We start from the raw sequence: 14,311 nt of genomic DNA on the forward strand, positions 1-14,311 counted from the left end.
CCTAAGGTCTTTTTTATATGTTCAAAATGAAACAAAGTGAAAAAATCTGTATAATAAAAGACAGGGAATATTGCGAGTAAGGTAGGTGAAACCTTTGAATAGATATGAAATAAAGACAACTTCTTCTGAAGAGACTCAACATTTATCAGAAAGGTTAGGACACCTTGTTAAGGAACAAGATGTGCTTATCTTAGAAGGAGATTTAGGTGCTGGAAAGACAACGTTTACGAAAGGTCTTGCAAAAGGCCTTGGTGTGAAACGAGTTGTAAATAGCCCCACATTCAACATTATTAAAGAGTATAAAGGCAGATTACCGCTATATCATATGGACGTGTATCGTTTAGCGGAAAGTGAAGAGGATTTAGGATTTGATGAGTATTTTTATGGTGAAGGCATAACAGTAGTAGAATGGGCTCATTTAATTGAATCTTTTCTGCCAAATGAGAAATTAAAAATAAGCTTGTTCCATACAGGTGATGATACAAGGGAAATTGTGTTAGAGCCAAGTGGTGAACGTTATATTAGATTATGTGAGGAGCTATTACAAGATGAAAGTACTAGCAATTGATACTTCAAATTATGTAATGGGGGTTTCTCTTATTGATGGAAATATTGTTGTCGGAGAAATCATTACGAATTTAACAAAAAATCATTCTGTACGCCTAATGCCAGCTGTAGAACAACTTCTGAAGGAATGTAGTGTAAAACCGAAAGAGTTAGATAAAATTGTTGTAGCGGCTGGTCCTGGATCTTATACAGGAGTTCGAATTGGTGTGACTGTTGCAAAGACATTAGCTTGGTCATTGCAAATACCGATTGTCGGCGTGTCTAGTTTAGAAGTAGTGGCTGCAAATGGGTCAAATTTCGAAGGTGTTATTTGTCCATTGTTTGATGGGCGCCGCGGACAAATTTATACAGGCTTGTATACATATAAAGAAGAGCAGTTATCTTCTATAGAAGAGGATCGAATTGTTCTTATTGTTGATTGGTTACAGATGCTAAAAGATAAAGGACAACCTGTTTTATTTATCGGTAATGATGTAGAGCAACATAAAGAAACGATTGTAGAATATTTAGGAGACCAAGCTGTATTTGCTTCTTGTACAAAGAATAACCCAAGGCCAAGTGAATTAGCATTTTTAGGATTACAAAAAAAGGAGCAAAGTGTGCATACATTTGTCCCGAGCTACCTCCGTTTAGCAGAGGCAGAAACAAAATGGCTAGAAAGTCAAAAAAAATAGGGGTTATTAAAATGGATATTACATTTAGAAAGATGACGACTGATGATATTGCTCAAATTGTAGTAATTGAAGAAGCGTCATTTGCAACTCCATGGACTGCTGATGCATTTTATCGTGAACTGACGATGAATGAATATGCACATTATGTCGTGCTAGAAAAAGATGATATGGTAATTGGATACTGTGGATTGTGGATTATTATTGATGAATCACATATTACGAACATAGCCATTTTGCCAGAATATCGTGGCCAAAAACTTGGAGATGCTTTGCTAAAGGAAGTAATGGATCAGGCAAGAGAAATGGGAGCAAAAACGATGACACTTGAAGTAAGGGTTTCAAATGAAGTAGCGAAACAGTTATACCGAAAGTATGGATTTCAAAATGGTGGGATTCGTAAACGATACTATACAGACAATTATGAAGATGGTCTTGTAATGTGGGTGAATATATAATGGAAAAAAATACGATTATACTTGGTATTGAAACGAGCTGTGATGAAACAGCTGTAGCAGTTGTTAAAAATGGAACAGAAATAATGGCAAATGTTGTCGCTTCACAAATCGAAAGCCATAAGCGTTTTGGAGGAGTTGTACCGGAAATCGCATCTCGTCATCATGTAGAACAAATTACAGTTGTATTAGAAGAAGCTTTAAAAGAAGCGAACGTTACATTTGATAATATTGATGCAATTGCTGTGACAGAAGGGCCGGGTTTAGTAGGAGCACTTTTAATTGGCGTAAATGCAGCAAAGGCAATTGCCTTTGCTCATAATATTCCTCTTGTGGGTGTTCACCATATTGCTGGGCATATTTATGCGAATCGCTTAGTAAAAGAACTACAATTCCCTTTGTTATCACTTGTTGTTTCTGGGGGACATACAGAGCTTGTTTATATGAAAGAACATGGTTCGTTTGAAGTAATTGGCGAAACAAGAGATGATGCGGCAGGAGAAGCATATGATAAGGTTGCACGTACATTATCTATGCCGTATCCAGGTGGTCCTCATATTGATCGTCTTGCGCATGAAGGACGGCCAACGATTGATTTACCACGTGCATGGCTAGAGCCGGATTCGTATGATTTTAGCTTTAGTGGATTGAAATCAGCAGTTATCAACACTGTGCATAACGCAAAACAGCGTGGAGAAGAAATCGCGCCAGAGGATTTAGCAGCTAGCTTCCAAGCGAGTGTAATAGATGTACTAGTAACGAAAGCGGTACGGGCAGCAGAGGCATATGGTGTAAAACAAGTGCTTCTTGCTGGAGGGGTTGCAGCAAATAAAGGACTTCGTGCTTCTCTAGAGGAAGAGTTTGCTAAGAAAGAGGATATTGAGCTAATTATTCCACCACTATCCTTGTGCACAGATAATGCAGCGATGATTGCAGCAGCAGGTACAATTGCATATAAGCAAGGAAAACGTACATCATTGGCTTTAAATGCAAATCCAGGATTAGATATTGAAGCATAGTTATACACATAATTAACCACAAATTGTGGATAAAGCCCATATTATCTGTTGATAATGTGGGCTTTGTTGTGAGTATAAAATGTGCATAACTTTTTTGTGGTCTGTGTATAATGTGGAAAAGTTATTTTTATATTTATATAATAATGGTGGATATGTGTATAAAGTTGTGGATAATATTATTAAGGTCAGACCTTCGACGATAACTCTTTGTATTGAAAATAAACAAGGTAGTTGAATAATTTTCAACTACCTTGTTTTCATCATATGAATATATAGGGCTTATACGTGTAATTCTTCCCATTCCGCCATAAATTTTTCTAATTGTTCTTGTTTTGTCTGCTTTGTTGTTGTAATTTCACTAGCTCGTTCGTAGTCAGCATATACTTCGGGTAGACAAAGTTCTTCTTCTAATGTTGCAATTTCCTCTTCTAACTTTGCGATGTTTTGTTCAATGTCTTCAATTTTCCGTATACGTTGGCGCTCCAACTTCTTACGTTCTTTTTCTTCAAGATAATTTAATTTTTCTTGAGCAATATTCTTTTGGATTGGTGTATCCTCTTCTTGTTGTTCGAATTCCGCACGCTCAATCATTTCATTTTTCTTTTCAATATAGTAGTCATAGTCACCTAAATATTCTTGTGCACCATCTGTTGATAACTCAACAACTGTAGTTGTGACACGGTTAATAAAATAACGATCATGAGAAACGAATAAAAGAGTTCCTGGATAATCAATCAAGGCATTTTCTAAAATCTCTTTACTATTTAAATCAAGATGATTTGTTGGCTCATCGAGAATCAGTAAATTAGATTTTTGCATCATCAATTTTGCTAGAGCTAATCGAGCTTTTTGGCCACCACTTAAGGAAGATACAGGTTTTAATACATCGTCCCCTGTGAATAAAAAGTTACCGAGTATAGTGCGAATTTCTTTTTCTGGTTCTAACGGATAATCGTCCCATAGTTCGTTTAAAACACGCTTAGATGATGTTAAGTTTGCCTGTTCTTGATCATAATATCCAATAGATACATTTGAACCGAAAGAAATTTCACCGCTTAACGCCTTCAATTTATTCACAATCGATTTTAATAATGTAGATTTTCCGATACCGTTTGGACCGACTAGTGCGACACTATCCCCTCGGGTCAAACGCATATTTACATGCCCAATAATCGGTTCTTCGTCATATCCAATTGAAACATCTTTTACTTGTAATACGTCGTTTCCGCTTTGCTTTTCGATATCAAAGTGGAAGGATGCAGACTTAGAGTCACTTAATGGCCTGGTTAGTAATTCCATTCGATCTAATTGTTTCTGACGACTTTGTGCACGTTTTGTTGTAGATGCACGAGCAATGTTTTTTTGGACAAAGTCTTCTAGCTTAGCAATTTCCTCTTGTTGTTTTTCGTAACGCTTCATTTCCTGTTCATATAGTGCGGCTTTTAAGTCTAAATATTTACTGTAGTTACCAACATATCGTCTGCTTTCCTTATTAGAAATTTCATATACTTGTGTGACAAGCTTGTCTAAAAAGTAGCGATCATGAGAAACGATTAAAATAGCTCCAGGGTAGCCTTGTAAATATTGTTCAAGCCATGTTAATGTATCGATATCTAAATGGTTTGTCGGTTCGTCCAAGATGAGTAAATCTGGTTTGGTTAATAGTAGTTTCCCAAGAGCAAGTCTTGTTTTTTGGCCACCACTTAACGTAGAAATCGTTGTTTGATGTGTTTCAACTGGAAAACCGAGTCCACTCAAAATGGAGCGAATATCAGCTTCATATTGATAACCGCCCTGATCTTTGTAGTCTAACTGCAATTGATCATAATCAGCGAGTAATCTTTCGTACGAAGTAGCATTTGAAAAGTTCTCTTCTTTACCCATTTCCTGTTCTAACCTTCGAAGTTTTGTCTCCATTTGCTGTAGATGTGTAAAGACAGTGAGCATTTCATCCCAAATTGTTAAGGAAGTTTCAAGACCGGTATTTTGAGCCAAATAACCAATTGAAACATCTTTTGGTTTTATCATTTCACCGCCATCATGAGATAACTCTCCAGCGATTATTTTTAACAATGTAGATTTTCCAGCACCATTTCGACCAACGAGTGCAATACGATCTCTTGTTTGAACCTCCAATTTAATGTTTGCAAGAATTGTTTCAGCACCGTATAATTTTGAAAGCCCATTCACTTGTAATAAAATCAATGTTTTCACCTCAAATAATTTCTTAACTTTGCCATGTTTATATTTCTCAATCATACTAAAAATAGTGTATAGTTTAAAATAAAGAGAGAAGTCTTCTCTCTATTATACAAGGAAAGTCATAAGTGCTAAACTTCTGTATTTGTTTCAATCATATGAACAAAGATAGGAAGAGAGGAGAGGTTACATGGATCAGCAAAAGATTCCACAGGCCACTGCCAAACGATTGCCTCTATACTATCGATTTATCCAAAACTTATCTCTTTCTGGTAAGCAACGTGTTTCATCAGCGGAATTGAGTGAAGCTGTCAAAGTAGACTCAGCAACGATTCGAAGAGACTTTTCATATTTTGGAGCGTTAGGAAAAAAGGGATACGGATATAATGTGAATTATTTACTATCATTTTTCCGTGAAACGCTCGATCAAGATGATATAACACGTGTAGCACTTATTGGAGTAGGTAATTTAGGGACCGCTTTCTTACATTACAATTTCACGAAAAATAATAATACAAAGATTGAAATGGCTTTTGATGTCAATGAAGAGAAAGTTGGAAAAGAAATCGGAGGAATTCCTGTATATCATTTAGATGAATTAGAAGAGCATCTAACAAGTGATATACAAGTGGCAATATTAACAGTACCCGCTACCGTTGCACAAGCTGTAGCAGATCGATTGGCCGAAACAAATATACACGGAATTTTAAATTTTACACCAGCACGATTAAATGTTTCAGAAAATATAAGAATTCATCATATTGATTTAGCTGTAGAATTACAAACACTAGTTTATTTTTTGAAAAATTATCCACAATAAAACGCAGAGGGATTCCCTCTGCGTTTTATTGTGGCTTTTTCTTTGTAAATTTGACTAAGATAAGTCGAAGCGCCAAATTAAAGTCAATTGTTGCCATAGCAGCAAACAGCAGTGTCCCAAAGTTCCAGATTGTATCTGTAACGTTCGTAATTGCGAAACGTGTAAAGACGCACCCAAGAAGGAAATACAGTGCTGCCATGAACAATGGTGAATTTCTCATATTTAAAATCCTCCGATAAATCCTTGCATTTTTTCTGCTTCTTTAATCATTTCCTGTATTTGTTCGTTACTTATCATAACTTGAGCTAATGCAACCATCGTATTCATTGCAACATGTGCCATAATAGGAACGATAATGCGTTTTGTTTTTACATATAAAAAGGCGAATACAAGCCCCATAGCAGTGTATACCAATAGATGTGTAAAATCAAAGTGAATTGCTGCGAATACAAGTGAGCTAATAATAGCAGCGATAAAGAAGTTGAATCTCTTATACAATGTACCAAATAAAATTTTTCTAAAGACAATTTCCTCTAAAATGGGCCCCATTATCGATATAACAATAAGGAACCAAGGAGTAGTTCTTGCAATTTCCATTAAGCGAGCTGTGTTTTCAGAACCAGGTTTAATGCCTAATAAACGCATTTCGATTGTGCCTGCAATTGTTTGAGAAAAGAAAGCTAAAAAGAAACCAATAAAAATCCAACCAATTGTGGCAGGAACACTGGAACGTGTTGTGTCGAAACGGCTTTCGCGAATATCTGTTCGTAATAGCCAAAGGACAACACATAGCGCAATGAAAAAGCTAATAATTGCCCAATGACCAGTCATGATTTGTATTTTTTCATCTCGTGTTAAACCGCTATTATTATAAAATCCGGTTTTTGCAAGAAGCGGTAATCCGATGATACCTGATAATTGCATCAGAATATATGTAACTATAATCCACCAATATTGTTTTTTCAAATTGGTTAACCATCCTTTCTAACTCTAGTTTATGAGATAAGGCAGGATAACATGTAAGTATCCAGCCATGGATACATAATAACGGTCTCTATTATTATTTTTTTGTAAATCTTTCATCGAAAGTGAAATAGGAGACAGGAAAAAGCTGTACCTATAGAGAAAATAACTTATGGCATCTTTCATATTGTAACATACGGTAAGTGGAAAAGCTGATTCATATACAAAAGGCTTTTTTAGAATTATTTCTGTTATTGTTGCATAGAAAAAGTTTATATCACAATTTGCGAAAAAATTATGATTTTTTTACTTGCAAAAGAAAATTAGATTATTTATTATTATAAGTGTGTTAGCACTCGGGGAACTTGAGTGCTAATAAAGAAAATTTACATAGACAAATGAGGAGGTAATTGTTCATGCTAAAGCCATTAGGTGATCGCGTTGTAATTGAGCTTGTTCAAGCAGAAGAAAAAACAGCAAGTGGTATTGTATTACCAGACACTGCAAAAGAAAAACCACAAGAGGGTAAAGTTATTGCAGTAGGTACTGGTCGAGTGCTTGAAAATGGTGAGCGTGTTGCTTTAGAGGTAGCAGCAGGTGATCTTATCATCTTCTCGAAATATGCAGGTACTGAAGTGAAATATGAAGGTACAGACTACTTGATTTTACGTGAAAGTGACATTTTAGCAGTTATCGGTTAATTATATACATTTTAAAAATCCAAGGGGGTCAAATATTATGGCAAAAGATATTAAATTTAGTGAAGAAGCACGTCGTTCGATGCTTCGCGGTGTCGACACTCTTGCAAACGCAGTAAAAGTAACGCTTGGACCAAAAGGTCGTAACGTAGTACTTGAGAAAAAGTTTGGTTCACCACTTATTACAAATGATGGTGTAACAATCGCAAAAGAAATCGAATTAGAAGATGCATTCGAAAACATGGGTGCAAAATTAGTAGCAGAAGTTGCTAGCAAAACAAACGATGTAGCTGGTGACGGAACAACAACTGCAACTGTATTAGCACAAGCTATGATTCGTGAAGGTTTAAAAAACGTAACAGCTGGTGCAAACCCAATGGGTCTTCGTAAAGGTATCGAAAAAGCTGTTGTTGCAGCAGTAGAAGAATTAAAAATGATTTCTAAACCAATCGAAGGTAAATCTTCTATCGCGCAAGTAGCTGCTATTTCTGCTGCTGACGAAGAAGTAGGTAAATTAATTGCTGAAGCAATGGAACGCGTTGGTAACGACGGCGTTATTACATTAGAAGAATCTAAAGGATTCACAACAGAATTAGATGTAGTAGAAGGTATGCAATTTGATCGTGGATATGCATCTCCTTACATGATTACTGATTCTGACAAAATGGAAGCAGTACTTGATAACCCATACATCTTAATCACTGACAAAAAGATTTCTAACATTCAAGAAATCTTACCAGTATTAGAGCAAGTGGTACAACAAGGTAAACCACTTCTTATCATTGCTGAAGATGTAGAAGGCGAAGCATTAGCTACATTAGTAGTGAACAAACTACGTGGTACATTCAATGTAGTAGCTGTTAAAGCTCCTGGATTTGGTGACCGTCGTAAAGCAATGCTAGAAGATATTGCGATTTTAACTGGTGGTGAAGTAATCACTGAAGAGTTAGGACGCGACTTAAAATCTGCTACAGTTGCATCTTTAGGACGCGCTGGCAAAGTGGTTGTAACGAAAGAAAATACAACTGTAGTTGAAGGTATAGGTAACACTGAACAAATCGAAGCTCGCATCGGTCAAATCCGTGCACAATTAGAAGAAACTACTTCTGAATTCGATCGTGAAAAATTACAAGAGCGCCTTGCTAAACTTGCAGGTGGCGTAGCAGTAATTAAAGTAGGTGCAGCAACTGAAACTGAGTTAAAAGAGCGTAAACTTCGCATTGAAGATGCACTTAACTCAACTCGTGCAGCAGTAGAAGAAGGTATTGTTGCAGGTGGTGGTACTTCACTTATGAACGTATACACGAAAGTAGCTGCTATTTCAGCTGAAGGTGACGAAGCAACAGGTATCAACATTGTACTCCGTGCATTAGAAGAGCCAGTTCGTCAAATCGCAATCAACGCTGGTCTAGAAGGATCTGTTGTTGTAGAACGTTTAAAAGGCGAAAAAGTAGGCGTTGGTTTCAACGCAGCAACTGGCGAATGGGTAAACATGCTTGAGTCTGGTATCGTAGACCCAGCAAAAGTAACTCGTTCTGCACTTCAAAACGCAGCATCTGTTGCAGCAATGTTCTTAACAACTGAAGCAGTAGTTGCTGACAAGCCAGAACCAAATGCACCAGCAATGCCTGACATGGGCGGCATGGGCATGGGCGGTATGGGCGGCATGATGTAATTTCATCCGCTGGCAGAAAATCCATCTCTATTTAGAGGTGGATTTTTTGTTGTACACAGAAGAAAAATGATAGTAATAAAAACTCTATCGCAATGAGAAAATAATTTCTGTAGAATTTTGTCGCTTTCTCTCTTGACCGTATTGATACTTCATTGTTAGAATCTAGGAAGATAATATAAAACGAATCCTTCATATATCCTCAATGATATGGTTTGAGAGTCTCTACCGGGTTACCGTAAACAACCTGACTATGAAGGCAGTGTGTCTTATATTTATAAAGAGCGGAAGACTATCTTTATAAAGCCAGACCTCTGCCTTTTCTTTGTTATGAGACTGAGGGCGGAGGACTGGCTTTTTTTATTATATTGGTAATGCTTTTTGCCAAATTGGTGAAAATATTTATATACAGAACTAACGTTGGGGTGATTATTTTGAAAAAACAGCACGATACGATTATCGTTTTAGATTTTGGGAGTCAGTACAATCAGTTAATTGCACGTCGAATTCGTGAGTTCGGTGTATACAGTGAACTTCATCCACATACAATTACTGCAGAAGAAATTAAAGCAATGAATCCAAAAGGGATTATTTTCTCTGGTGGACCGAACAGTGTATATGGTGAAAATGCATTCCACTGTGATGAAAAAATCTTTGAACTAGGCTTACCGATCTTTGGTATTTGCTACGGTATGCAGCTTATGACAAAACACTTTGGTGGAAAAGTAGAGCGTGCAAACCATCGTGAGTACGGAAAAGCAGTTCTTAAAGTAGAGAATGAATCAAAATTATATACGAATCTTCCGGAAGAGCAAGTTGTATGGATGAGTCATGGTGACTTAGTAACTGGTTTACCAGAAGGATTCGTAGTAGACGCAACAAGTGAGTCTTGTCCAATTGCTGGTATGAGCAATGAAGCGCAAAACTTATACGGTGTACAATTCCATCCAGAAGTACGTCACTCTGAGCACGGTAATGATTTAATTAAAAACTTCGTATTCGGCGCGTGTGGTTGCTCTGAAGGTTGGAACATGGAGAACTTTATCGAAGTGGAATTAGAGAAAATCCGTGAAACTGTTGGCGATAAAAAAGTACTATGCGCACTTAGTGGCGGTGTAGATTCTTCTGTTGTAGCAGTATTAATTCATAAAGCCATCGGTGATCAATTAACATGTATTTTCGTTGACCACGGTTTACTTCGTAAAGGTGAAGCGGAAGGCGTTATGAAAACATTTAGCGAAGGCTTCCATATGAACGTTATTAAAGTGGATGCGAAAGAACGCTTTATGAGCAAGCTAAAAGGTGTAGAAGATCCAGAACAAAAACGTAAAATCATTGGTAACGAGTTTATCTATGTATTTGATGATGAAGCATCAAAGCTACAAGGAATGGACTTCTTAGCACAAGGTACACTGTACACTGACATCGTTGAAAGTGGTACAGCAACTGCACAAACAATTAAGTCTCACCACAACGTTGGCGGACTTCCAGAAGATATGCAATTTAAATTAATTGAACCATTAAATACATTATTTAAAGATGAAGTACGTGTATTAGGATCAGAACTAGGAATTCCTGATGAAATCGTATGGCGTCAACCGTTCCCAGGTCCAGGACTTGGTATCCGTGTATTAGGTGAAATTACAGAAGAAAAATTAGAAATCGTTCGTGAATCTGATGCGATTTTACGTGAAGAAATCCAAAAAGCAGGCTTAGACCGTGAAATTTGGCAATACTTCACTGCACTTCCAGGTATGCGTAGTGTAGGTGTTATGGGTGACGAACGTACTTACGATTACACGGTAGGTATCCGTGCAGTAACATCTATCGATGGTATGACAGCGGACTGGGCACGTATCCCTTGGGATGTATTAGAGAAAATTTCTGTACGTATCGTAAACGAAGTAAAACACGTTAACCGTATCGTGTATGATGTAACGAGTAAGCCACCAGCAACAATCGAGTGGGAATAGTATAAAATCTGTTTTTCTGAAAAGGATCCATCTATAACTTATGTAGATGGGTCTTTTTTGTATTTTAACACGAACGAAAGTGTAAGTTTGTTAAAAAACGTTCGTTTTTAAATTGACATATGCCTGTATGTGAGTTAATATGATTATGTAATTAATACAAAAAATGAATATTACAGCCGTCGTATAATATCGGGGATATGGCCCGAAAGTTTCTACCTAGCTACCGTAAATGGCTTGACTACGAGGCGTTTTAATAAAGGTAAGGGGAATCCTGCCTTTGTTTACAGAACGCTTCCATGTATACGCAATGGAAGCCTTTTTTATTTTCATAGATAAAAGAGGGCTAGGGAGGATTACGACGAGTAATCATATAACGGGGGAAACGTAGAATGAAACGTTATTTTCAGTTCGATGAGCTCGGTACGAATTACAAAACAGAGTTCATTGCAGGGTTAACGACATTTTTATCTATGGCTTATGTACTTTTTGTCAATCCTGCTACACTATCACTGGGAAACATTAAAGGATTACCAGCAGGAACAGGAATGGATCCAGGAGCGGTCTTTGTTGCTACTGCGTTAGCAGCGGCGATTGGGTCACTGATTATGGGGATTTTTGCAAAGTATCCAATTGCTTTAGCACCAGGAATGGGAATCAATGCATTCTTTGCTTACACAGCGGTGTTAACGATGGGGATTCCATGGCAAACAGCGATTGCCGGAACGTTAATGTCAGGTATTATCTTTATTATTCTTACTGCTTCGGGTCTTCGTGAAAAAATTATTAATGCGATTCCGTCGGAGTTGAAATTCGCGGTAGCAGCAGGTATTGGCTTGTTTATTGCTTTTCTTGGTTTTCAAAATGCTGGAATTATAGTGAAGAATGATGCTGTTCTTGTTGGATTGGGGGATTTAACAAAAGGCACAACATTGCTTTCTATTTTCGGTGTAGTGATTACAATTATCTTCATGATTAAAAAAATCAATGGTGCAGTTTTCTATGGGATGATTCTTACAGCAATATTAGGTGTAGCGACAGGATTGATTGATACACCAAAAGCTGTTATTGGTGCGATTCCAAGTTTAGAACCAACATTTGGTGTAGCGCTAAATCACTTCGGCGATATCTTCACTGTTCAAATGGCAATTGTTATTATAACGTTTTTCTTCATTGATTTCTTTGATACAGCGGGTACACTTGTAGCAGTTGCGAATCAAGCGGGATTAATGAAGGATAACAAATTACCACGTGCGGGAAAAGCGTTATTTGCAGATGCGATTGCGACTGTTATTGGTGCAATTCTTGGTACATCTACGACAACGTCTTACATTGAATCGTCTGCAGGGGTAGCAGCAGGAGGGCGTTCAGGATTTACAGCAGTTGTAACAGCGGGATTTTTCTTGCTAGCACTATTCTTTTCACCATTACTAAGTGTCGTAACAGCGGCTGTGACGGCACCGGCTTTAATTATTGTAGGGATTTTGATGGTTTCATCTTTAGGGGAAATTGATTGGAAGAAATTTGAGATTGCAGTACCGGCATTCTTTACGATTATTTCCATGCCACTTACGTATAGTATTGCAACGGGAATTGCAATTGGATTCATTTTCTATCCAATTACAATGGTTGTAAGTGGGCGCCGTAAAGAAGTTCATCCAATTATGCATGTAATGGGAGTATTGTTTGTACTATATTTCATCTACGTTCGTAAATAAAGGGGTTTTAAAAGGTCTAGACTAAGGGGAGTCTAGACCTTTTTTGCGTCTTCAGAAAATCTTAAGGATTTCGTTCCGTTTTTCTTCAGAAGTTTTCTTATAATAAGAAATAGAGAGTTTAAAAGTTTTGGGGGGCGATATTGTGGGGCAAGAAACAATACTTGTTGTAGATGATGAAAAAGAAATTAGGGATTTAATTACAATTTACTTAAAAAATGAAGGATATAAAGTATTGCAAGCTGGGGATGGAGCAGAAGGATTAGATATATTAGAGAAGAATGAAGTACATTTAGTTGTGTTAGATATTATGATGCCAAAAATTGATGGGATTCATATGTGTATGAAAGTAAGAGAAGCGAAAGAGATGCCGATTATTATGTTGTCTGCGAAAACGCAAGATATGGATAAAATTTTAGGGTTAACAACGGGGGCGGATGATTATGTAACAAAACCTTTTAATCCGCTAGAATTGATAGCGAGAATTAAATCGCAGCTTCGCCGATATATGAAAATGAATGGATTTATTGTTCAAAATGAAAGCGAGATTGAACTTGGAGATATGAAGATAAATGTAGCAACACATGAAGTGAAAGTTATGGATGAAGAGGTGAAATTAACACCACGAGAGTTTTCTATTTTAGAGTTACTAGCGCGTAATTCAGGTATAGTCTTTAGTGCAGAGCAAATTTATGAAAATGTTTGGAATGAAAGATCCTTTCAATCTGATAATACGGTAATGGTACATATTCGAAAAATCCGTGAGAAGATCGAAGAGAATCCAAGAAAACCGCGTTATATTAAAACGGTGTGGGGAGTGGGGTATAAGATTGAAAAAGATATTTAAGCCGTTTACCTATGTATATAAGAAAATAAGAGGATTGATTGAAAGGATAGTAAAGAGTGTTCGGCGGAGCATACGAATCCAGCTTATTACTACTTTTACTGCTTGTGCGTTATTAGGAGTTTTGTCATCAAAAGCAGCAACCCCATTTTTTGAGAATGCGAATCGAGAAGCAACAATTGATTATAGGGTCGGGATGGAGCAAATTAATCGCGAAGCTCAAAATACAGCAGAAATGATGATGACTGACAATAAGATGGATGCTGTGCAAGATATGATAGAGGCTGAGAATCAACAAATAGAAGCGGGAAGAAAAGCTTTAAAAGTACTAATTACGGATGAGAACGGGAAGGTATTATATAAAACGAAGCAGGCGCAAGAGGAACAAATTAATTTGCATAATACAATTCGTAATGCTGCATCATTTGCTATTAACAACTCAAATTATAACTTTGAAAGTGCGAGAAAAGAATTTATAGCTTTTTCACCAATCACAATTGAAGATAAGAATTTATATATGTTTGTAAGTGGGATTCCTGAAGGAGAGGTGGTATATGAGACACAAGAAGGACCGTTTCCATTTTTTATTGGTGTACTTGTATTTATTTTCTCTTTCTTCTACATAACAAAGAGAAAGATGAAGCAAATTGAAGCGATGGCACAAGGAGTAAAAGAAATAGAAAAGGGGAATTTGGCTTACCGTATTGAGAAAAAGGGA

At 37.0% G+C, this 14,311-nt stretch carries 14 protein-coding genes and 2 riboswitches (1 of these 16 only partly in view); of the genes, 11 read left to right on the forward strand and 3 right to left on the reverse strand.

The genetic code is table 11. From position 1 onward, the window contains the following. Positions 1 to 94 precede the first annotated feature (94 nt). Genes tsaE through tsaD form a run of 4 tightly spaced genes read left to right on the forward strand, consistent with a single transcriptional unit; the run spans position 95 to position 2,712 of the window. Positions 95 to 568 (forward strand): tRNA (adenosine(37)-N6)-threonylcarbamoyltransferase complex ATPase subunit type 1 TsaE, encoded by a 474-nt coding sequence (gene tsaE / locus QRY57_RS03110; RefSeq protein WP_026593360.1) that lies wholly within the window; start codon positions 95 to 97, stop codon positions 566 to 568. After that, entirely contained in the window at positions 549 to 1,241 is a 693-nt protein-coding gene (gene tsaB / locus QRY57_RS03115; protein ID WP_286016634.1) for a tRNA (adenosine(37)-N6)-threonylcarbamoyltransferase complex dimerization subunit type 1 TsaB, read from the forward strand. Before tsaE ends, tsaB begins: the two co-directional genes overlap by 20 nt. 11 nt (positions 1,242 to 1,252) lie before the next feature. Continuing rightward, the gene (gene rimI, locus QRY57_RS03120) at positions 1,253 to 1,696 is read left to right on the forward strand and encodes a ribosomal protein S18-alanine N-acetyltransferase (RefSeq protein ID WP_026593358.1); all 444 of its coding nucleotides are present in this window, start codon (positions 1,253 to 1,255) and stop codon (positions 1,694 to 1,696) included. Further along, a complete protein-coding gene (gene tsaD, locus QRY57_RS03125; RefSeq protein ID WP_026593357.1) occupies positions 1,696 to 2,712 on the forward strand; it encodes a tRNA (adenosine(37)-N6)-threonylcarbamoyltransferase complex transferase subunit TsaD in 1,017 nt (338 codons plus the stop codon). Before rimI ends, tsaD begins: the two co-directional genes overlap by 1 nt. Before the next feature lie 279 nt (positions 2,713 to 2,991). Here the strand turns inward: tsaD and QRY57_RS03130 are convergent, their stop codons facing one another. Beyond that, the gene (locus QRY57_RS03130) at positions 2,992 to 4,917 is read right to left on the reverse strand and encodes an ABC-F family ATP-binding cassette domain-containing protein (RefSeq protein ID WP_208019442.1); all 1,926 of its coding nucleotides are present in this window, start codon (positions 4,915 to 4,917) and stop codon (positions 2,992 to 2,994) included. Between the two features lie 184 nt (positions 4,918 to 5,101). On the opposite strand from QRY57_RS03130, the gene QRY57_RS03135 reads away from it, so the two are divergent. Continuing rightward, positions 5,102 to 5,731, forward strand: a complete 630-nt coding sequence (locus QRY57_RS03135; RefSeq protein WP_026593355.1) for a redox-sensing transcriptional repressor Rex — start codon at positions 5,102 to 5,104, stop codon at positions 5,729 to 5,731. A gap of 25 nt (positions 5,732 to 5,756) precedes the next feature. Here QRY57_RS03135 and QRY57_RS03140 read toward each other — a convergent pair whose 3' ends face one another. Both QRY57_RS03140 and QRY57_RS03145 read right to left on the reverse strand, forming a co-directional pair. Then, positions 5,757 to 5,951 (reverse strand): YdiK family protein, encoded by a 195-nt coding sequence (locus tag QRY57_RS03140; protein WP_208019443.1) that lies wholly within the window; start codon positions 5,949 to 5,951, stop codon positions 5,757 to 5,759. Positions 5,952 to 5,953: 2 nt separating this feature from the next. Next, on the reverse strand, positions 5,954 to 6,697 hold the full coding sequence (locus QRY57_RS03145) for a CPBP family intramembrane glutamic endopeptidase (RefSeq protein WP_208019444.1): 744 nt from the start codon (positions 6,695 to 6,697) through the stop codon (positions 5,954 to 5,956). 413 nt (positions 6,698 to 7,110) lie between these two features. On the opposite strand from QRY57_RS03145, the gene groES reads away from it, so the two are divergent. From groES to QRY57_RS03175, 6 genes are all read left to right on the forward strand, one after another. Beyond that, positions 7,111 to 7,395: a co-chaperone GroES gene (gene groES / locus QRY57_RS03150; RefSeq protein ID WP_000917306.1), complete on the forward strand. Its 285-nt coding sequence runs from the start codon at positions 7,111 to 7,113 to the stop codon at positions 7,393 to 7,395. A gap of 37 nt (positions 7,396 to 7,432) precedes the next feature. After that, a complete protein-coding gene (gene groL, locus QRY57_RS03155) occupies positions 7,433 to 9,067 on the forward strand; it encodes a chaperonin GroEL (RefSeq protein WP_026593352.1) in 1,635 nt (544 codons plus the stop codon). A 169-nt stretch (positions 9,068 to 9,236) separates the two neighbouring features. Then, a riboswitch (purine riboswitch) is annotated at positions 9,237 to 9,338 on the forward strand. A gap of 160 nt (positions 9,339 to 9,498) precedes the next feature. After that, complete coding sequence (guaA, locus tag QRY57_RS03160; RefSeq protein ID WP_139265629.1) at positions 9,499 to 11,037, forward strand: glutamine-hydrolyzing GMP synthase; 1,539 nt, start codon at positions 9,499 to 9,501, stop codon at positions 11,035 to 11,037. Between the two features lie 158 nt (positions 11,038 to 11,195). Then, positions 11,196 to 11,298, forward strand: a riboswitch (purine riboswitch). Between the two features lie 128 nt (positions 11,299 to 11,426). After that, positions 11,427 to 12,752, forward strand: a complete 1,326-nt coding sequence (locus QRY57_RS03165; protein WP_026593350.1) for an NCS2 family permease — start codon at positions 11,427 to 11,429, stop codon at positions 12,750 to 12,752. A gap of 142 nt (positions 12,753 to 12,894) precedes the next feature. After that, positions 12,895 to 13,596, forward strand: a complete 702-nt coding sequence (locus QRY57_RS03170; RefSeq protein ID WP_090695608.1) for a response regulator transcription factor — start codon at positions 12,895 to 12,897, stop codon at positions 13,594 to 13,596. Further along, positions 13,580 to 14,311: the start of a sensor histidine kinase gene (locus QRY57_RS03175; protein ID WP_208019446.1), read on the forward strand. The gene runs 774 nt beyond the window's last position; 732 of the gene's 1,506 nt are visible here — the first part of the coding sequence; it begins with the start codon at positions 13,580 to 13,582; its stop codon lies off the right edge, out of view. Before QRY57_RS03170 ends, QRY57_RS03175 begins: the two co-directional genes overlap by 17 nt.

Origin of the sequence: Bacillus arachidis, assembly GCF_030285945.1 — a bacterium.
Taxonomy (GTDB): domain Bacteria; phylum Bacillota; class Bacilli; order Bacillales; family Bacillaceae_G; genus Bacillus_A; species Bacillus_A arachidis.

What these genes read in the sequence shown, in the direction of transcription:
- tsaB (WP_286016634.1), top strand. Translation starts at nt 549, where the DNA reads ATGAAAGTACTAGCAATTGATACTTCAAATTATGTAATGGGGGTTTCT.
- rimI (WP_026593358.1), top strand. Translation starts at nt 1,253, where the DNA reads ATGGATATTACATTTAGAAAGATGACGACTGATGATATTGCTCAAATT.
- tsaD (WP_026593357.1), top strand. Translation starts at nt 1,696, where the DNA reads ATGGAAAAAAATACGATTATACTTGGTATTGAAACGAGCTGTGATGAA.
- QRY57_RS03135 (WP_026593355.1), top strand. Translation starts at nt 5,102, where the DNA reads ATGGATCAGCAAAAGATTCCACAGGCCACTGCCAAACGATTGCCTCTA.
- QRY57_RS03140 (WP_208019443.1), bottom strand. Translation starts at nt 5,951, where the DNA reads ATGAGAAATTCACCATTGTTCATGGCAGCACTGTATTTCCTTCTTGGG.
- groES (WP_000917306.1), top strand. Translation starts at nt 7,111, where the DNA reads ATGCTAAAGCCATTAGGTGATCGCGTTGTAATTGAGCTTGTTCAAGCA.
- groL (WP_026593352.1), top strand. Translation starts at nt 7,433, where the DNA reads ATGGCAAAAGATATTAAATTTAGTGAAGAAGCACGTCGTTCGATGCTT.
- QRY57_RS03165 (WP_026593350.1), top strand. Translation starts at nt 11,427, where the DNA reads ATGAAACGTTATTTTCAGTTCGATGAGCTCGGTACGAATTACAAAACA.